Here is a 19,490-nt window from a genome sequence, read left to right as displayed (position 1 = left end):
GCGCGTCGCGCCGGTCCCGGATGTACCAGTCGAGCCGTGTGCCGTCGTTGCTGTGCGGCTGTTTGCCGGGTTGAATCCTGCCCGCTGCGCGACTGCACCGGATGCAGGGTTCTCCCGATCGACCCGGATCACCGCCTCCTCCCTGTCCTCAGTGGAACGCGTATGGGACGCCCGGAGGACCGCGCGACTTACCAGGCCGTGCGAACCGCGGGTAAATCGTTCCCTGCGAGCGCCCTGTCGGCACACACTAGGCCCCAAGGCCATAGCGGCTGAACGGCGAAGTCAGCTGACCAAGCGCGCGCCCATCTATTGCTGATCCGTGGTGAGCAAACGGCTTCACCAGGTGCAGCCGCGCCGCCCCTCGCAGCCGGAGGCACCGAGTGATGAGTGCCTCCCGGTACGACCTTGCGCGACAGCAGCCCTTTGCGCCCGCTCAGGCGGCCACGTCACGTCGGGCCACCAGTCTCGATTCCGGAGGATGCCCCGAGTCAGCGTTCGGCGGCGTCCCTCCAGTAGTCCTTCAGCATCTCGCTGGGCCACGAGGGCTGGGAGACCGTGCCGCGCGGCAGGAACTCTTCGAAGACCGCCACCAGGTCCACCACCAGGGTGCCATCGTCGGCATCGAGGTCGGTGACGTGCAGGTCCCGTCCGTCGACGCGGAGCAGCCTGGGGAACGAGGTCGCGAGCCGGGCCGGACGCCGGTGGTTGTGGTGCACGAAGGTTCCCGTGGCCGGCCACTCCGGGTTGTCTCGCGGGCTGCGCGCGTGGAGAGCGACGTCCTCGGGGGAACCGAAGTTGAAGAACCAGGTGACCTGGAGGTGGGAGAACTTCTCGATCCCCTGCAGCGTCTCCTCCGGGTACTCCGGGCGCAGCCGAATGATCGACTCCACACCGCCCTTGAAGTCGTCGAGCCGCCCATTGTGGCCTCCGACCACCTCGGCGATCACCGGCACCTCGATGGACTTTGTGGACACGGGCTCCCCCTTCTCCGCTCGCAGCACGGCAAGGCGGTCAACCACAGCATGCCCGCCTTCACCACCATGGCGCCGTCAGGCTACTCGTTCGAGTACGGCCTTGGCGCGCTCATCGATCTCCGCCGCCACGCTGATTCCCCGATTGCGGAAGGGGGACAGCACTCGGCGCATGTTCACGGCTGCCTTGCGTGCTCTGCCCGACTGCACGCCTTCCATCGCATCCAGGGCCTGTGCCCACGTGTGGCACGCGGCCTCCACGTTCCCCTGACGTGCCTGCACAGTGCCCATGTAGCCCAACGTCACCGCGTGGGTCCGGCTGAAGGTGTCGGCCTTCCTGGTCAGCACGCTGTTGTTGAACTCTCTAAGCGCTCCGTCGAGATCACCGAGCGTCCACAGGGTGCGGGCGGTCTCGTGGGCCAGGGAAGCCCGCTGGAAGAACCACACCCGACTCGGATCTTCGTCGCCGACGTCCGCCGCAGCGAGGTCGTCCTCGGCCCGGAGGAGCGCTGCAATCGCGGCGCGCTTTTGCCCGTCGGCGGCCAGGCTGCGTGCCTGCACCACTCCGAGCAGCGCCCTCTCGCGGGGGGTCGCCAGGGTGTACCGCTTGCGTGCCACGGAGGCCGTGGCGAGTTCGACGGCAAACCGTGGGTGGCCGAGGTCCGTTGCCTGGTGAGCCATCGCCCGCAGGATATGGCCGGCGAGCGGAGCATCGTCCGCTTCCGCCGCGAGCTTCAGGGCCAGCGTGAAGTAGCGCCGCGCGGCCTCGTGGTGGGAGGCGTCGAAGCTCATCCAACCGGCGACGTACACCGCCTCGGCGGCAGCGGCAAGAAGGGCACGACGAGTGTCGTCACTGGCGAAGACCCCGCCGATGTACCTGGCGACGTCGTCGACGAGGTACTGGTAGAGCGCCGTACGGCCGTCCATGCCGCCGTGGCGCTGGTCTCTCCGAGAGAAGAACTCCGTCATCTCACGGACGGCACTGACTTCTGCGGCCCCGACTCTGCGGCTCGTCGCGGCGGGGCGGGACTTCGCCCGCTGGGGAGCCTCGTCCCACCACTGCTGTCCGGGCAGGACCAAGCCGCCCACCGAGTAGGCGGCGCCGGCCAGCAGTCGGCGGCGTTCGAGGTCCACGTCGCTTCTCCCAAGGTCTACCAGCGCAGTCAGCGTATCGACATTCCACTCCGAAGCCGTGACTGCACCCGTGTCCGGCACGGAGAGCCCGATCTCAGATGGAGTGATGGGGCGTTGGAGCCGCCGGGACAACGTCTCGCACAAGATAAGGGGCGCTCTGCCCGAGGGCTGTGTTCCCGCCACCCACATGGCGATGTGCGAGCGGCTGGTGCCCAGCAGTTCTTGCGCTCCTACCTCGGCCGCGACCCTCACGAAGGCAGCCGCCACCTTTGGCTGCGACCAGCCTGTTTCCGCGATCGCGTCGGCCAGCTTCACGTTCCGCTCGCGCGCCATCGTCTACCTCGGTTCACCAAAACGATCTTTGACGGGTTTGACGGCCCCGGCAGCCGCTCGGAGATACCGCCGCAATGTGATCCACGGTTCGCTCGTGGTCAACGAAACCACCAACCGCCTTTGCCTGGGAGGAAACCGGTGAAGACCAGCCACACGACTGGCGCCGATGCCCGGACCACTTCGGGCGACGGGCTCGCTCCCGCCCCGACGTCCGACGTTCGGCACTTCGACCATCCCCAGCCGGTGGCCGTGCTCGTGCACCACCTCCGCCGCTTCGACCGCTCCGACAAAACCGCCGATCGAGTCCTCCGCGGGCTCAAGCACCAGTTGTGAGAAGGCGAGCATGGACCGAATCGAGAGCCTGGGCAGCGTCATCAGCGCCCCTGAACACCAGAAGAGCCTGACGCTCGCCGCCAATGACAGGGCGCCGGGCAGAGCACGCTCCTTCACCCGCGAGGCGCTGACGGCGTGGGGGGTGGAAGACCTTCTGGACCAGGCTGTGCTGATCGTCAGCGAGCTCACCACCAACGCCGAGCGGCATGGCCGAACTCCCGACGCCGGCCTGGTCCTTCTGCCCAGAACGGACGGCGAGCCCGTCGATGAGATCACGCTGACGCTCGCCCTTCAGGCCGGCGTTGTGGGGATCGAAGTCGAAGACAACTCCCCGGAGCCCCCGGTGCCTCAGATTGCCTCGCTCTACGCCACCAGCGGACGGGGCCTGCACCTCGTGTCGGCGGCGGCTGACGCCTGGACTGCCTGCCCCAAGGAAGACGGACGCGGCAAGAGGGTGATCGCCCTCGTGAGGCGCCCCGAGTCGCCCATCACCTCCTGACCACCTCCCCCTGGAGACCCGTGATGCCATCCCGGCTTACGCCCTCACACATGCCGCCCTCCGGCGGAACGAGGCTGGGCTTCGACACCGAAGCCGTACGTGTGCTACTGCTCGACCTGGACGGCGTGCTCGTCGACACCCGCCCAGTCATGGAAAGCGCGTGGCGCCAGGTCCGTGAAGACCACAGCCTCCACGTGCCGTTCGAGGAGTACGAGCGCCACCTGGGCCGGCCCTTCGCCGACATCATGGAGCAGCTCGGGCTCGCTGACGCCGAGCCGATCCACCAGACCTACTCGAAGGCGTCGACGGACGCCTCTCACCTCGCCCGACAGTTCGACGGCGTCGCGGAGGTCCTGCACGCCTTCGCCGCTGCCGATTGGCGGATGGGGATCGTCACGTCCAAGCCGTTGGACCGAGCCACTCCTCTGCTGGCCCAGCTCGGTGTCCCGTTCGCCACGGTACGCACTCCGAACGGGGTGGGGCGGGGCAAACCCGCACCGGATCCGATCATGCTCGCCCTGATCGACCTCGGCGCCGACCCGGCCGACGCGCTGTACGTCGGGGACATGGCAGTCGACCAGGAAGCGGCCCGCCGCGCCGGCGTCTCGTACGTGCACGCGGGCTGGGGCTACGGCACCCCGAGCTCCCCGGCCCCCTTCGTCGCCGAATCGCCGAAGGACCTGCTGCGGCTTGTGGACACCGGGCCGCTCCTCGAAGGGAGCCTGGTATGACGCCGCCCAAACGCAGCGCCCTCGGCATCGCCCAGGTCGCGTCCTATGGCAAGCCCCTGTGGGCGCTGGTCGGCGAGGGCGCGCTCGCGACCATGAAATCCGACCGGATAGCCACGTCCGAATTGGAGGCCCTGCCATTCGACCCGAGGGAAGCGGAAGTACGGGTCGACCAGGTGATGGAGGCTCTCGAAGCGTACGGCGCTGACCTCGCGAGGACGCCGCGTGGCGCGGGGTGGTTGTACGTCCAGCACGTGCCGGTGCGGCGCCTGGTGACGCAGGTCGTACGCAAGCTGGCGGCGCTCAGCGCCTGGGAGCCGTTCGCAAAGGCCCCAGGGCCGCTGAGGCTCGCGCCGTACGAAGGACTCGTCGGGATGCGGTCGAGCAGCTCCCGCGAGTACCGGGCGTACACCGTCACCTGGTCGGGCATCGCCTATCTGCTCGGTGCCGCGGCCCCTCACAACCCCCTCCGCTCCGCGCAGTTACGCAACCTCCCTCCTCTCCTGGCGGCCACAGCGTTGCCGGGCCCGGCTCCCTCGGGGCTGCCGCTGAGTGAGGTGGTGGCGCTGTCGTGGTCCTCCCGTCACGCGGCCACTCTGCTGCCGGTACTGGAGGAGCTGGCCAGGAACGGACACCCGAGCCTCGTGGTGGACCTGGCGACCGACCCGGCGGAGCGGTGCCCGGCTTCAGAAGTCGCGGGGGTAAACCTGTGCTCGCCGCCGACCGGGCTCTTCGACCTCTCCGGCGCCGTGGACGGTCTGAGGCTGCGGCACGACGGCCGCGTCGTTCGGGTCTACGAGCACGAGGTTCAACTGGACCGGCTGGTCCGTCTCGTGTCCGTACTACTGGAGACGAGCGGCGGGTGCACCCAGCCCTCGTGGCGATCCGTGGTCCGGGCGGAGACGTGGCTGGACGGCGTCCTCACCGCAGCCCGGCCGCACACCGTTCTGGTCAGCAACGACACCAGCCCGCTGGGTGCACTGTCTGTACACGTGGCAGAGCGCCATGGCGCGAATACGGTGCATGTCCAGCACGGGGCCTGGACAGCGGAGTCGGTCGCATGGCCCGCGCTGCACAGCCGCGACATCGTCGTCATGGGTGAACGGGACCTTCCTCTCGCGAAGGCGTGGGTGCGCCACCCTGCCGCCGAGGTCCACGTCCTGGGCCAGCCCCGCTTCGACGCGCTCGCCGGCCTCAGCCGCGAAGCCCAGCGGCGCTACCTGGAGAATCTGCTGTCGCCCAGCCCACGGCGAGGCCCTGCCCGCATCGCGGTGTGGGCCTGCCAGCCCATCGGACCTCACCGGCTCAAGGCTCAGGCCGACCTCCTCCTGGACGGTCTGTGGAAGGCCGGCGGCGACTGGGGCCTCGTCATCACGCCGCACCCGGCACAGAGCCTCGACGTCTTCGCCCCCCTGCTCGAACGAGACGGTCGGCCGCTCGTGGCCGTGGCCGATCCCCGGGTCGGCGCTCGCGGTTGCCTCGCCGGTGCCGACGCCCTGGCGAGCGCCTATTCGACGTGCGGCATCGAAGCCGCGCTGGTGGGCGTCCCGGTGCTCGAACTTGGTTCGCCCGGCGAGCGCACGCTCGGACTCTCCGACCACGGCCTCGCACGGCGGTGCAGCACCGCCGACGACGTCGCCGATGCCCTCGTCGCACTGCGCGGTCCGCGCCCGCCCGCCGACCGGGCGGCGCCGGACGCAGTGTGCCGGTGGCGCGGCGACAGCGCCGCCCAAGTCGCACGCCTCATCACCCGCCGGGCCGACGGCCATGTCACGCACTCCCACCACTCCACCACGATGCCCGCGGCACCGATTCCGGACTGCCGCAGGGCGAAGGAGTACCTGCCCGATGACACACCTGACCGCCGACAGCGTCGCCGAACTCTTCGTCGGCGCTGTCGCCCTGGCCAAGAGCGGCGAGAGCGTCAGCCCTCGTGGCATGGCGACCCGTGAGGTCCTCGACGTCCACATGCGGCTGACCCAGCCACGGGCCCGCCTGCTGTACGCGCCGCCGGCGCGCGTCATCAACCCCGCGTTCGCCGTGGCGGAGACCGTGTGGCACCTCTCCGGCTCGGACGCCCCGTGGATTTTCGACTACAACACGCGCCTGCGACAGTACGCCGACGACGGTGTCCTGCGGGGCGCGTACGGCCCGAGGATGCGGAAGTGGGCCGGGAACGTGGACCAGCTGAGCCGCGTCGTCGAGATCCTCAAGGAGGACCCCGACTCTCGCCGGGCTCTGATCCAGCTCTACGACCCGGCCCGGGACGCCGCCGGACACAAGGACGTGCCCTGCACGCTGGGCTTCCGCTTCTACCTGCGTGCCGGCCGCCTGCACATGTCGACCACGATGCGTGGTCAGGACGTGTGGATCGGCATGCCGTACGACCTGTTCTTCTACACCGTGCTGCACGAGCTGGTCGCGGGCTGGCTCGGCGCCGAGCTGGGCGAGTTCCACCACCATGTGGGATCGCTGCACATCTACGAGAACCATCTCGACCAGGCGGAAGAGCTGACCTCGGTGACCGCGAGCGCGGTCATGCCGGACCTCACCACACCGTGGCGAGGCTTCGATGGCCTCCTCGACCAGGTCGAGGCCCAGGACGTGACCGGCCACCCAGGCTGGGACGCGATGGCCGAGACACTGCGCAGCTACCGGCTGTGGAAGGACGACTCCCGTGAGCAGGCGTGGCGGGTCGCCGACAAGATCGACGGGCCGCTAGGCGAGTCGCTGATCGCCTGGTACGGCGAGCTGAACCACCGTGCCCGCACCTCCACCGCGCGCGAGACGGCAGTGACGCGGTGATGGCCGCCATGGACCGCGCGCCCTCGGTCATCCTCGGGCTGTGCTCCTACACGCACGACTCCTCCGCCGCCCTGCTGGTGGACGGCGAGCTGATCGGCTTCGTAGAGGAGGAACGGCTCTCCCAGCAGAAACACACCAAGGACTACCCCCACCACGCCGTTGAGTGGCTGCTGGGCGAGGCCGGGCTCACCGCAGCCGACGTCGACGCCGTCGCCTACAACTTCCAGCCCGCCCACTACCTTGCCGAGTCCCCAGCGGCCCTGCGCCTGGCGCTGTCGCCGACGACGCGTAACCGGGCGCTGCCGAGGGCTCGCGGCTTCGCCAAGGTGGCGCTACGAACCCAACTGCGCACCCGATCCCTGGGCCGGCACTTCCCCTCCGCCCGCGTCACCCCCGTCCTGCACCACCGCGCCCACCAGCTGACTGCCTTCGCCGCCTCTGGGTGGAACGAGTCAGCCGTGCTCATCGTCGACAGCCTCGGCGAGCGGCAGACCACGACCATCGCTCACGGGCACGACGCGCTCCACCCCTCCACCCGCACCCTGGAGGCGATCAACGACCCGGCCTCCCTGGGCTACGTGTACGGCGCGGTCACCGAGCACCTCGGATGGCGCCGAGGTGACGAGGAGGGCACCGTAATGGCGCTCGCCGCCCTCGGCGACCCGCAGCGGTTCCGGCACCTCTTCGCCCGGGCTGTGCGCACCACACCCACGGGGTTCGTGGTCGACCCCGCGTACTTCCCGCCACGCGTGCTGACCTCGGGCTACCCGCGGACCTCCCGTCATTTCATCGCCGAGACGTCCCCCGAGCGTCACGCGAGCGAACCGCTCCAAGACGTCCACCGGGATCTGGCCGCGGCGCTCCAGGAGCGCACCGAGCAGGTGATGCTGCATCTGGCCCGCCGGGCGCGGATGATCACCGGATCGCGCCGTCTGTGTGTCGGCGGTGGAGTCGCCACGAACTGCGTGAGCATCGGCCGGATCATCGAAGACGGCATCTTCGACGAGGTCTTCGTCCCGCCCGCCCCTGGCGACGCCGGCACCGCGATGGGAGCCGCCATCGCCGTGCACACCAGCAGCCGCAGCCAGCGGCCTGTGTCCGGCGTCGCCCGGGCCTGCTACCTCGGCCCGTCATACCAGTACCAGGCCCCTGACCTCACGCCCTGGCCCGGGCTCCAGCAGAAGACGCTGGGTGTCGAGACCGCCGAGTTCCTCGCCGACCAGCTCGCCCACGGCATGATCGTGGGACTCTTCCAGGGCCGGGTCGAGGCCGGCCCCCGCGCCCTGGGTAACCGCTCGATCCTCGCCTCCCCGCTGGAGCCCGGGGTCGTCGAGCGGCTGAACGCCACCGTGAAGTTCCGGGAGCCGTTCCGCCCCTTCGCTCCCATGGTCCTGGCCGAACGCGCCGCGGAGTTCTTCACCCTCGGCCAGGAGGCGCCGTACATGTCGATGGCGTCCGGCGTAACCGACAAGGCGCGCGAACGCGTGCCGGCCATCGTGCATGCCAACGGCACCTCCCGCCTTCAGACCGTCGCCCAGTCGCAGAACCCGTTCATGCACGACGTGCTCAGCGCCTTCAGCCGCCGCACCGGGGTGCCGGTCCTGATCAACACTTCGCTCAACGTCAAGGGCAAGCCGATCTGCGGGACACCGGAGATCGCGCTGGACTGCCTGGCCAACTCCGGACTGGACGCCCTGCTGCTGGAAGGCCGGTGGATCACCAAGTGAAGATCGGATACAGCTTCTGGGGCTTCCTCGGCAACGGAATCACCGACACCCCGGATGGGGGCCGCAGCCACCGCCGGCCCCTGATCGACACGCTCCTCGGCCGCGGCCACGAGATCGTCTTCCTGCAGGCCAACCGGGACCTGATCGAGGCCGGCGACGACTTGGGCAACGCCTACACCTTCCACGGGGGCAGCCCGGACATCGACGTCCTGTTCCTGGAGTGGCGCTGGGCGATCGACGGGCGCAACACCACCCCGTGCGGCACCGCGGGGCATACCTGCGACCTGCACCGCCAGGCCGAACTGGTCACCCGGTACAGCCTGCGCAAGAAGACGCCGACCGTGATCTGGGACAAGGACCGCCAGCTCCGGCCTGACAGCGTGTGGCGGCGCTTCCGGCAGACCACCGTGTGCGAAGCTGCCCTCGAGCCGACGCCGGGCGCCCACCGCCTGCTCTTCCCCGTCGACGACCTTCTCCTCGCCGAGGCGGATCCGATCGCGCTCGCCAAGAAGCCCCGGGACCTTGTCCTCGGGTACGTCGGCAATCAGTACGACCGCGACGAGCACTTCGACCGCTTCTTCGCGCCGGCCGCCGCGCGCTTCGATCACCTGGTCGGAGGCAAGTGGACCAAGACCGACCGCTGGCCGCACGTCCGGTTCCTCGGCAGGCTCCCCTTCGAAGCAGTCCACTCCGTGTACGGCAGGTCCTTGGCGACCGTGCTGATGCTGCCGGAGCGATACGCCGCCGTCGGGCAGATGACGCAGCGGATCTTCGAGGCCGTGCTCGCCGGCTGCCTCCCACTCGCCCCTGCCGACATCCTGCAAGCCGACCGCTTCGTGCCCAAGGAGCTGATCATCAGCTCCAGCAGCGAGGTGATCGAGCGGCTGACGCACCTCCAGCGGATCACGGGCACCCAGCAGCACGCGGACCTGATCGCGGCCTGCCTGGACCGCCTGGACCTGTTCCGCCTGAGCCGGCAGGTCGACGCGCTGGAAGCCATCCTGGACACGACCGCTGGCCCCGTAGTTCTGGAACGGGGAGCGGCGTGATGCAGCTGACTTCCCGGGCCATGGTGTCTGGATCATCCGAACGTGTCCGAGCGGCCGGTCCGACCGGGCACCTGAACGCCTCTACGCTGGAGCACCATGAAGAAGGTCGCCATCGTCGGCTGCGGAGGCAGCGGCAAGTCGTACCTGGCACGCGAGCTGGGCAGGATTCTCGACGCCCCGGTCACGCACCTGGACGCCGCGTTCTACGACGACGAGTGGAACGCGTTGCCCATGGAGAAGTTCGCCGCCCTGCAGCGGGACCTGGTCGCGCAGCCGAAGTGGGTGATCGACGGGAACTACAACTCGACGCTGCAGATCCGACTCGAAGCCTGCGACACGGTGGTCCTGATGGACGTCTCGACCGCGGCCGCACTGTACGGGATCTTCTCCCGGCAGATCCGGCACGGGGCCGGGCACAAGGGCAACGGGGTGCACAACCGCATCCACTGGGGCGTGATCAAGTACGTGGCGACGTACCGTCGCAAGATGCGCCCGCGGGTCATGGCGAAGATCGAGGAATTCGCCTCGGGCCGTGCCGACGTGGTGCTGCTGTCCAACCGGCGGCAGACGCGCCGCTGGCTGCGGAAGGTCGCCGCCGAGCGCCGCTGAGCACTCCGCGCGCCCGAGGGGAGGGCGCGGCATGAGCGGAACCAATCCCTTTCTGGACCCCGCGCGGCAGGCGGAGCTGTACGGGCACGCCTCTCGGCTGGCCGGACGGTCCAACGCCCTGATGCGGGCGAAGACCTCTGGGCGCCCCGTACCGGACACGATCGTCGGGCTGGTGCGCAACCACCACGAGCGACCGGACCGTCTCGGCCTGACCCTGGACCTCGGCTGCGGTCGCGGCACGAGCAGCCTGACCGTCGCCCAGGAACTCCGTCCCCGGCGCGTCGTCGGCCTCGATGCCGCGCCGGCCCTGATCGAACAGGCCCGCAAGCGTGCCCAGCGGTTGCCCGGCCTCCCCGTGAGCTTCCTCCAGGGCGACTTCCACCATCTCCCGGTGCCCGCCGGGGCGTGCGACGTCATCGTCGCCGCGTTCTGCCTATATCACTCTCCGCACCCGCAGGCGGTAGTCGCGGAGATCGATCGGGCGCTCGCTCCCGGCGGTCTGGCCGTGCTCGTCACGAAGGGGCTCGACAGCTACCGCGAGATGGACCAGCTGGTCGCTGCCGCCGGCCTCGACGCGCAAGCAGAGCAGCACGAGAGCCTGTACATCTCGGCGCACAGCGGCAACCTCACCGACCTGGCCGCCGTGTCGCTCGACGTACTCGCCGTGGAGCACGAGGAGCACAGCTTCACCTTCGACGGCCACGAACACGTCGCCGAGTACCTGGCCACCAACCCGAAGTATGACCTCGCCCCTGGCCTGTACGGCAATGCGGGCGCGCTCGCGGCGACCCTGCACGAGTTCCTGCCGGACCAACCCCTCACCACCAAGTCGCTCGTGACCTTCGTCGTGGCCCAGTCAGGGGGAGGACGGTCGTGAGCGTTCGCCAGTTCACCAAGCACTACGAGACCCCCCGCCAGGTGGCCTCGGCAGCCCGCCATCACGCCTGGCTCGCCGAGCACGCGCGGGCGCTGCGGCTGCCGGCGCTGACTGTGGTCGGGCCGACGAGCCTGACGTACGAGTGGATCGAAGGCCGTCCGGCCAGGACCGAGGATCTGCTGACCCTGGCCGGGCTGCTGGGCGACGCCCACGGAGCCGCCTGGGCCACCGACCTCCGGCCGGCCTCTCTGAACACGCCGCACCAGTTCTGGGACGGCATCGCGTTCGGCGACTACATCGGTCCCCGGCAAACCGCCCTCCGAAGAAGGCTGGATCAGGGGTACCTGCCGGACCGGGTCGCCCTCCACGTGATGCTGACGTTGCTGGAGAAGACCGCCGAGGGGCCAACGGCCTTCTACAAGGACAGCAACCCCCGGAACTTCATCATCACCGAGGCCGGCGACTTCTACATGGTCGACACCGACGACCTCACGCTGGCCCCGATGGGGTACGACCTGGCGAAGCTGATCGCGACGCTGGTCCTGACGTACGGGCCTCTGCCGGCCCCAGTCGTCGACTCCGCCCTGCGCGCCTACAACGAGGCCGCCGGACGCCACGATCCCCGGCTCGGCACCACGGATCGCGAGCGGCTCGACGACTTCCTCGCCCTGCACGCCGTCCTGACGGCCCCGTATGCCGGGCTCAACGGCTACCGCTACAGCTGGTCGCCCCAATCATGCCCCCGAGGTTCCGCATGATCACCACAGAACTCGTCTTCGTCCGCCACGGCGAGGCCCAGTGCAACGTCGACGGCCTGGTCGGCGGCCCGCGCACCTGCACCGGGCTGACCAACCGCGGCTACACGCAGGTAGAGCGGGTCGCGCTCCAGCTCGCCCCCGAGCACCGCGACAAGCCGTTCGACGCGCTGTACACCGGCCCCGCATCCGCCTGCGCCAGACCGCCGAGATCATCAGCCAGGCCCTCCGGCTCCCCATATCTACGGACGACCGTCTCGACGGTCCCGTCCACGGCGCCGCCGACGGCCAGCCCTGGACTGAGGTGAAGACGGCCGCCGACGGCGGACCGCACGCCCACCCCGACAAGCCTTGGGCTGCTGGATCCGACACCTGGAACGGGTACCTGGAGCGAGCCAGCCGCTTCCTGCTGGAACTCATCGACCAGCATGAAGGCGAACGCGTCCTGTTCGCCGCCCACGGCGAGACCGTAATCGTCGCGCACACCCTGCTCTTGGGCATCCCGCTCAGTTCCCCTTCCGGATTCACGGTCTCCCACGGGTCCATCACGCGCTGGCAGCACCACCTCAACCGTCTTGGACAGAGACGGTGGATGCTCGACCGCCACAACGACACCGAGCACCTGTCCGCCTTAGCGCAGGGGGCTGCCTCGTGATCACACTGTCCGACGACCCCCGCCTGAACCTGGCCCGCGGCGCACTCGGGGTGGTCCGGGTCGTGCACGATCCGACGCTCCCGCCCCGAGTCCTGCGCCTGGTCAACGCCGACGGCGACGAGTTCTTCGCCAAGCAGCACAGTGAACGCGACCGATACATCCGTGAGCTACACGCCTATCTCGCCTGGGGAGACCATTTGGTCGGCCACGTCCCCCGTGTGGTGGGCCGGCAGGACAGGACGTGCACCCTGCTGCTCGCCGCTGTTCCCGGCGTACGGGCGGATACGGTCGCGCCGGGGTCGCCCGAGGAGGAGCAAGCCCACTACGAGGCCGGGCGCGTGCTGGGCAAGCTCCACCACGCCACCTCGGTACCGCGTACCGGCGCCGTCGGCACGGAACTCGCTGAGCGGCTGCGCGACTGGTCCGCCCGCGCAGACCGGGCTGGCCTCATCTCCGCGGTCGAACGCGACCGCCTGAGCCACAACGCGGACGTCCTGGCGAACACGCTCATGGACAGCGCGGTATGCCACCTCGACTACCAGCCGCGGAACTGGCTCCTCGGGAACGCCTTCGGGGTGTGCGACTTCGAGCACATGCGCCGCGACGCCCGTATCCGCGACTTCGCCCGGCTCGAGTTCCGCCGCTGGCAGGCCGCCCCCAACCTCCGGACGGCGTTCTTCGCCGGATACGGACAGCCTCTGAACGACACCGAACAGCGGCTGCTGGAGTCTTTCGGCGCGATCGAAGCCGTCACAGCCGTGGTCCGCGGGCACGAGCAGGACGACCTCGCCCTCAGTACCCACGGCCGGACCGTTCTGGCCCGCCTCGTCTAAGCCACCCCTCCCCCAGAATCCTGGAGATCTCCGTGTCACAGCACCCATCCCACCTGACCACCGCCGTCCCCCGCCGGGCTGTGGTGACCGGCGCCGCGGGCTTCATCGGCTCCCACCTCGTGCACGCCCTCGTCCAGGCCGGCGCCCTCGTCGTCGGCGTTGACCGGCGCGACGCGGCCACCGACCCCACGGCCGCAGCCAACCTCGCCGTCCTGCAGGGGCTTCCGGGGTACATGCACGTCACCGCCGACCTCCTCAGCTGCGCGATCGAGCCGCTTCTCGTCGACGCGAACGCCGTCTTCCACCTGGCTGGTATCCCCGGGGTGCGCCCCTCCTGGGGGTCGAAGTTCAGCGAGTACGTCGCCTCCAACGTCATCGCGACCCACCGCGTCATGGATGCCGTCACCCGGATGGGCGTTCCCCGGCTCGTGGTGGCTTCCTCCTCCAGCGTTTACGGCCCCACCGACGGCGGGGCGAGCGTGGAGACCGACCGGCCCCAGCCGGCATCCCCGTACGCGGTCACGAAACTCGCTGAGGAGCAGCTCTGCCTCGCGCACTCCGCCCAGGCCCACTGTCCTACCAGCGTCGTCGCCCTGCGGTACTTCACCGTCTACGGCCCTCGGCAGCGACCCGACATGCTCACGCACCGCGCCCTCACGGCCGCCCTGACCGGCCAACCGCTGCGCCTGTACGGGGATGGTCACCAGCGCCGGGACTTCACGTACATCGAGGACGCAGTGAGCGCCACCATCGCCGCGGCGAGCATCCCGACGGCCAGCGGGGTGATCAACGTGGGGGGCGGTTCGAGCGCCTCCCTGCTCGAAGTGATCAACATCGCGAACAGCCTCGCCGGGCGCGAAATCCAGATTCACCAGGAGAACCCCCGCAGCGGCGACGTCCTCACCACACGTGCCAACCCCGGCCGCGCCCACGAGGTCTTGGGCTGGCAGCCCCACGTCGACCTCCACAACGGCATGCGGGCCCAGATGCGGGCCCTGGCCGCCGAGTCCGCCGCGTACGGCCGCGCGGCATAGCCAGCAGGGCCAAGAGGAGTTGCAGTGGAGAGTCCTGAGAGAGCCCGGCTGGACGCCTTCTTCCGGCAGATCACAACACGCTTCCCCGCCGGCGACCACGTCACCACCCTGATCATCACGCACCTGCTCTCCGAGCGGCCGGCGTTCCTCCGAGCGATGGCCGCGACGTCCACGGTCGGTGCCGTCCTGCCCAAGCCCAGGTCCGTAGACCAGCCGACGCTGGAGGCGGTCCGACGTGCCTTCACCGTCCACGATCTCAGCCGAGAGCTGTTTGAGGACTCGACGAGGGCGTTGGAGTACCTGGAGGACACGGTCGGCGGCCGGAACGTCGTCCTGGTGGACATCGGCGGCTACTTCACGCCGTGCCTCGACACCGTTGTGGAGAAGTTCTCCGGCCGCATCCTCGGCGTCGTCGAGGACACCGAGAACGGACACCAGAGGTACGCGGCACTCGACCACCTGCCCTGTCCCGTCGTCTCGGTGGCCCGCTCCCCGCTGAAGGACTGCGAGGACCACCTCGTGGGCCGGTCCATCGTCTTCTCGACCGACGCGCTCGTACGTGCCCGCGGCGACATCCTGACCAGCCGAAACGCCTGTGTCATCGGGTTCGGCAAGGTCGGCCGAGCCATCGCTCAGACGCTACGTGCCCAGGACCTGCGCGTTACCGTGCACGACACCGATCCGGTCAAGAGAGTGCAGGCACACTCCCAGGGCTTCCGTACGAGCACGTCGATAGCCGAGGCGCTCCGAGACGCGGACCTAGTCCTGTGCGCCACCGGCAACCTCGCTCTCCGCCAAGGCGACTTCGCCGCCCTGCGCAACGGGGCGTACGTCGCCTCGGTGACGTCCTCGGAGGACGAACTCGAACTCGGCAGCCTCCACGGGCTCTACCAGCGCACCCTGGCCGGCGAGCATCTGACGCGGTACGAGATCACCGGCCACTACTTCTACATCCTCGCCGACGGCGGCGCCGTCAACTTCGTGCACGGCGCCGCCGTCGGCACGTACATCCATCTCGTCCAGGCCGAGATACTCGCCGCCACCGCGGCCCTCAGCGAGGGCCACTTCCAGCCCGGCCTCCACGAAATGCCCGCACGCGATCGCCAGGCCATCGCCAGGATCTGGATCGACTACTTCGACAGGTGATGCCATGCCGCCGTCTCCCGACCACATCCGCGCCACCGTCGAGGCGTACCTCACCCGCTACCCGTCCGAGCGCGATGCTCTGGCTGCGCTCTTCGATGCTCTCGCCGGCGAGGACGACCCGACCAGCCGCAAGACGTTTCCCACGCACGTTACCTGCAGCGCCATCGTCATCGACGGCAGCAGCCGGGTGTTGCACATCCAGCACAACGCGACGGGCAAGGTCCTCGCGCCGGGCGGTCACAACGAGCCGGGCGACCAGAACCTTCCCGGTGCCGCCCTGCGCGAGCTCTTCGAGGAGACCGGCATCCCTCGCGACGCCATCCTCCCCCTCCCGGGATTCGAGACCGTACCCCTGGACATCGACGTACACGGCATCGCCGCCAACCCCGCGAAGGGCGAGCCGGCGCACCAGCACGTGGACTTCCGCTGGGCCTTCCTCCTGCGGGCCGAACACGCGGTGACTCTCCAGGCCGAAGAGGTCAGCGGCTACGCGTGGCGGTCGTTCGAGGACTCCGCCTCGCCCACCGTCCGCGCCAAGCTGGCTCTCCTCCCCCGCCCCACTCATTCCTGACACTTACCTACGGGAGTCCGCCGTGGCCGCCACCACAGCCGCACCATCAAGCACAGCGCCCCGCCGCCACATCGCCGTCATCCCCTGCCGCTGGGGAGCCTCCCGGTTTCCGGGGAAGCCCCTTGCGCAGCTCGGGGGCAAGCCGCTGCTGTGGCACGTCCATCAGCGCTGCCTGGAGGCGAAGCGCCTCGACGGGGTGGTCGTCGCCACCGATGACGAGCGCATCGAGGAGGCGTGCCACGAACTGAGCATCGAGTGCGTGCGCACCGGAGAACACCTCACCGGCACCGATCGGGTCGCGGAGTGCGCGGAGCGCCTGCCCGCCGACGCGTACATCAACGTCCAGGGCGACGAGCCGTTCATCTCACCCGCCGCGATCGACGCCGTCTCCGAAGCTCTAGAGCAGCTGGCGCCCGGAACGCTCGCAGTGAACGCGTACACGGAGCTTCAGGACGTCGGTGCCGTCCTGGACCACAACGTCGTCAAGGTCGTCGTCGATGCACAGCACAACGCCCTGATGTTCTCCCGGCAGCCGATCCCCTACCCGCGCGGGGACCGGCCAAGATACCTGCGTCAGCTCGGTCTCTACGGCTTCACCGGAACAGCCCTCAGCTTGTTCCAGTACCTCCCGCAGGGTCCGTTGGAGCGTACCGAGGGCGTGGAGATGCTGCGCTTCGTCGAACACGGCCACGGCCACGGCGTACGGATGCTCCCTGTCATAGACGACGGTCTCGCAGTCGACACACCGGAGGACCTCGCGCGGGCCAGCATGCTCCTACGCTCCCAGCCGGTCCGATGACTGGCCAGTCCCTGCTCCTCATTGAGCCCGCAGGAAGGCGTTGCCGGTCCGTCACGGCAGCCCTGGGCGCGGGGCCCGAAAACCCAAGCGTCACACGCGTACCCAACATCGGCGTGTCGGCCACCGGTCGATCGGTGGGCGTCCGGGCCGAACAAGGATCCGTGGACCCTACATGCGACGTCGAGCGCTCCATCTCGGGGTTCCGGCAACGGCTCAAACACGCGTGTTCGATATCGGGGTCCACCTCGTTGACCTCGATGTCGTCGTGCAGGGCCCACAGATCAGGGATAGAGGACCGCAGTTGAGCACAGCAAGCACACGCGAGTTCAACCAGGACGGCAAAGTTTCTCCTCCGCTGCCAGCGAGGATCCAGTGCACGGGGCAGTACTCCACTAACTCCCTCGCTCAAGCCTCCTTCCGCAAGCACTGCGCCCAGGTCCCGAAGGTGCCGCACCGCATCATCGGCATGTCCCGGTGTATCGACAGCCAGGCGGTGTTACTCAGCCCGCGGGGGCTTGACGTTCGCACGCGCCGCTCGGCACGACCGGATACGAGGTGGGCGGCATGAGCGAGCCCACCGATGCAGCCGCCGACACCATTCCGGCACCGCGGCCCGCCTCCCTGCCCCTGCCGCCGACGACCGTGCCCGCCGGGCCGGAGGACGGCGACGTGACCGATGCGATGGAAGAGGCGTACTGGTCCGTCCACGACGGCGCCGCCGCCAGCGCCACGGTGCGTCAGGTCCTCGCCCGTCTGCCCAGGATCACCGCCCTGATCGGGCGGCTCGCCTGGCAGGCGGACCGCGCGTCCACCCTCACGGCCGTCGTCTGCCAGCTGGCCTCGGCCGCCATGGCTGCCTTCGGGCTGATCGCCTCGGTCGGAGTGCTCCAGCACCTGTTCGCTCAGGGGCCCACGCCCGATCGCGTACGCGCAGCCATCCCCCAAATCCTCCTCGTGGCGGGCTTCCTCGCCGCCCGGACTCTGCTGGAGGCCGCCGTCTCGGTGGCCCAGGCACGCGTCACGCCCAAGATCCGCACCGCGCTCGAATGCGAGTTTCTGAGCCTCACGGCGCACGTACGGCTGGAGGCCGTGGAGGACGCCGACTGGCACGACGAGGTGCACCGTGCCAACGACCGCGGGCTCTTCTACGCCCGGATGATCGTCGGGCAGGTCGTCTCCCTGGCCTCCGCGGCCCTCGGCCTCATCGGCACCGCCGGCGTCCTGAGCGTCCTCCACCCCGCCCTGCTCCCGCTGCTGTTGCTGTCCGTCCTGCCAGTGGGGGCGGCCGCCGTGCACAGCGCGCGGGCCCGCTTCCACTCCTTCAAACGCTGGAACGCGCTGCAACGCCGTGTCCGGGTGTTCTCCTGGCTGCTGCTCGACGTGGACGCGGCCGCGGAGCTGCGCTCCGACACGGCCCAAAGCTCCCTGCTGGACGAGCACCGCCGCCTGACCGTCAAGATCGCCGATGAGGACACCCGTCTAGGCGTGAACTCGGCCCTGATCAACCTCGCGGGCCGGGCGGTGGGCGGGGTCGGCACCGGCATCACCTACACCGCGCTGGCCGCCATGCTGATCGCCGGGTGGCTTCCCCTTGCCGCCGGGGCCGGAGCGGTCCTGGCCATCCAGTCCGGACGGTCCTCCCTGACCCAGCTCATCGAACTCGCCCACCTCGTCTACGAGCACGCCCTGTGGGTCGACGACCTCCTCGCCGTCCAGGAGAACAGTCGCCGTCTCCTGCCCCGTACGGCCGATGTGCGGGCACCGGAGAAGGTGAAGCAGATCACCGTCCAGGACGTCCACTTCACCTACCCCGGCAAGGACACACCCGCGCTCAACGGCGTCTCCTTCACACTCCGCGCCGGGGAGACGGTGGCGTTCGTCGGCCTCAACGGATCAGGGAAGTCAACCTGCGCGAAGATGCTGGCCGGCCTGTACGAACCGCAGAAGGGCAGCGTGAGTTGGGACGGCATCGACGTACGCGAGATGGACGCGAAGTCGGTGCACCAGCAGGTCGCCTGCGTGCTGCAGGACCCCGTGCGGTTCCCCTTCAGCGCCCTGTCGAACATCACCGCCGGCACCGGCACGCTCACCGAGGCCGAACCCCAGCGCGCCATGGCCGCCGCACAGGCCGCAGGAGCCGACGGGGTCATCGCCGCACTTCCCGCTCAGTGGCAGACGCTGCTGTCGAAGCGGTTCAAGGGCGGGCAACAACTCTCCGGCGGACAGTGGGCGAAGATCGCCGTCGCCCGGGGCCTGTACAAGACGGCGCCGCTGCTGCTCCTGGACGAGCCGACGGCAAGCATGGACCCGCCTTCCGAGCACGCCGTGTACGAGGCGGTTCTGCGCGGCCGGCTGCGCACCGACCAGATCACGGTGCTGATCTCCCACCGGCTCGCCAGCGTCGTCGACTGCGACCGGATCCTCGTCTTCGACAGCGGCCGCATCGTCGAATCCGGATCCCACGATGAACTCATGGCCAGCGGCGGCGACTACGCCGCCATGTTCACCCTGCAGGCCAGCGGCTACCAGCCCGGCGCCGCCGCAGCCGCAGCCGCAGCCGAGGAGGCGGGCCGATGAACCGCTCACCAGCCGAGGAACGCCGGAGCTCGCCCCGGCCGAGGTGCTGCTCGAA

General features: G+C 69.5%; 18 protein-coding genes and 1 pseudogene. 17 read left to right on the top strand and 2 right to left on the bottom strand.

The genetic code is table 11. The features are described from left to right. Positions 1-488 precede the first annotated feature (488 nt). Together ACZ3OF_RS03680 and ACZ3OF_RS03675 are read right to left on the bottom strand one after the other, a co-directional pair. Positions 489-974 (bottom strand): TrmO family methyltransferase domain-containing protein, encoded by a 486-nt coding sequence (locus ACZ3OF_RS03680; RefSeq protein ID WP_467302521.1) that lies wholly within the window; start codon positions 972-974, stop codon positions 489-491. Between the two features lie 75 nt (positions 975-1,049). Further along, entirely contained in the window at positions 1,050-2,438 is a 1,389-nt protein-coding gene (locus ACZ3OF_RS03675) for a Tat pathway signal protein (protein ID WP_467302519.1), read from the bottom strand. 138 nt (positions 2,439-2,576) lie between these two features. On the opposite strand from ACZ3OF_RS03675, the gene ACZ3OF_RS03670 reads away from it, so the two are divergent. The 17 genes and pseudogenes from ACZ3OF_RS03670 (at position 2,577) to ACZ3OF_RS03590 (ending at position 19,435) form a co-directional block, all read left to right on the top strand. After that, positions 2,577-2,771 (top strand): hypothetical protein, encoded by a 195-nt coding sequence (locus ACZ3OF_RS03670; protein ID WP_467302517.1) that lies wholly within the window; start codon positions 2,577-2,579, stop codon positions 2,769-2,771. Positions 2,772-2,781: 10 nt separating this feature from the next. Further along, complete coding sequence (locus ACZ3OF_RS03665) at positions 2,782-3,270, top strand: ATP-binding protein (RefSeq protein WP_467302516.1); 489 nt, start codon at positions 2,782-2,784, stop codon at positions 3,268-3,270. Between the two features lie 50 nt (positions 3,271-3,320). Continuing rightward, the gene (locus tag ACZ3OF_RS03660; RefSeq protein ID WP_467302514.1) at positions 3,321-4,001 is read left to right on the top strand and encodes an HAD family hydrolase; all 681 of its coding nucleotides are present in this window, start codon (positions 3,321-3,323) and stop codon (positions 3,999-4,001) included. Then, complete coding sequence (locus tag ACZ3OF_RS03655; RefSeq protein ID WP_467302512.1) at positions 3,998-5,950, top strand: hypothetical protein; 1,953 nt, start codon at positions 3,998-4,000, stop codon at positions 5,948-5,950. The genes ACZ3OF_RS03660 and ACZ3OF_RS03655 overlap by 4 nt, the downstream gene beginning before the upstream one ends. Beyond that, positions 5,847-6,803 carry a thymidylate synthase gene (locus ACZ3OF_RS03650; RefSeq protein ID WP_467302510.1) on the top strand — a complete coding sequence of 319 codons (957 nt, stop codon included), beginning with the start codon at positions 5,847-5,849 and terminating at the stop codon, positions 6,801-6,803. The genes ACZ3OF_RS03655 and ACZ3OF_RS03650 overlap by 104 nt, the downstream gene beginning before the upstream one ends. 8 nt (positions 6,804-6,811) lie before the next feature. Then, positions 6,812-8,530: a carbamoyltransferase family protein gene (locus ACZ3OF_RS03645; protein ID WP_467302507.1), complete on the top strand. Its 1,719-nt coding sequence runs from the start codon at positions 6,812-6,814 to the stop codon at positions 8,528-8,530. Continuing rightward, a complete protein-coding gene (locus tag ACZ3OF_RS03640; protein WP_467302505.1) occupies positions 8,527-9,579 on the top strand; it encodes a glycosyltransferase family protein in 1,053 nt (350 codons plus the stop codon). The genes ACZ3OF_RS03645 and ACZ3OF_RS03640 overlap by 4 nt, the downstream gene beginning before the upstream one ends. Positions 9,580-9,675: 96 nt before the next feature. Then, positions 9,676-10,188 carry a P-loop NTPase family protein gene (locus ACZ3OF_RS03635; RefSeq protein WP_467302503.1) on the top strand — a complete coding sequence of 171 codons (513 nt, stop codon included), beginning with the start codon at positions 9,676-9,678 and terminating at the stop codon, positions 10,186-10,188. A gap of 31 nt (positions 10,189-10,219) precedes the next feature. Beyond that, positions 10,220-11,065, top strand: a complete 846-nt coding sequence (locus tag ACZ3OF_RS03630) for a class I SAM-dependent methyltransferase (protein ID WP_467302501.1) — start codon at positions 10,220-10,222, stop codon at positions 11,063-11,065. Further along, entirely contained in the window at positions 11,062-11,823 is a 762-nt protein-coding gene (locus ACZ3OF_RS03625) for a phosphotransferase (protein ID WP_467302499.1), read from the top strand. The genes ACZ3OF_RS03630 and ACZ3OF_RS03625 overlap by 4 nt, the downstream gene beginning before the upstream one ends. Beyond that, positions 11,802-12,475 (top strand): annotated as a pseudogene (locus ACZ3OF_RS03620) (histidine phosphatase family protein). The gene ACZ3OF_RS03625 and the pseudogene ACZ3OF_RS03620 overlap by 22 nt, the downstream one beginning before the upstream one ends. Then, positions 12,472-13,308, top strand: a complete 837-nt coding sequence (locus ACZ3OF_RS03615) for an aminoglycoside phosphotransferase/kinase family protein (RefSeq protein WP_467302497.1) — start codon at positions 12,472-12,474, stop codon at positions 13,306-13,308. The pseudogene ACZ3OF_RS03620 and the gene ACZ3OF_RS03615 overlap by 4 nt, the downstream one beginning before the upstream one ends. A gap of 32 nt (positions 13,309-13,340) precedes the next feature. After that, the gene (locus ACZ3OF_RS03610) at positions 13,341-14,342 is read left to right on the top strand and encodes an NAD-dependent epimerase/dehydratase family protein (protein ID WP_467302495.1); all 1,002 of its coding nucleotides are present in this window, start codon (positions 13,341-13,343) and stop codon (positions 14,340-14,342) included. Positions 14,343-14,366: 24 nt separating this feature from the next. Further along, positions 14,367-15,488 carry an adenosylhomocysteinase gene (locus ACZ3OF_RS03605; RefSeq protein ID WP_467302493.1) on the top strand — a complete coding sequence of 374 codons (1,122 nt, stop codon included), beginning with the start codon at positions 14,367-14,369 and terminating at the stop codon, positions 15,486-15,488. 4 nt (positions 15,489-15,492) lie between these two features. Further along, positions 15,493-16,059, top strand: coding sequence for an NUDIX hydrolase (locus ACZ3OF_RS03600; protein WP_467302491.1), 567 nt, complete (start codon positions 15,493-15,495; stop codon positions 16,057-16,059). 22 nt (positions 16,060-16,081) lie between these two features. After that, entirely contained in the window at positions 16,082-16,858 is a 777-nt protein-coding gene (locus tag ACZ3OF_RS03595) for a 3-deoxy-manno-octulosonate cytidylyltransferase (RefSeq protein WP_467302489.1), read from the top strand. Between the two features lie 564 nt (positions 16,859-17,422). Beyond that, entirely contained in the window at positions 17,423-19,435 is a 2,013-nt protein-coding gene (locus ACZ3OF_RS03590) for an ABC transporter ATP-binding protein (RefSeq protein ID WP_467302487.1), read from the top strand. The last annotated feature ends 55 nt before the right edge of the window (positions 19,436-19,490 follow it).

It is taken from the genome of Streptomyces sp. NPDC022552, assembly GCF_055561875.1.
This window is presented reverse-complemented; position numbering and strand designations above follow the sequence as displayed.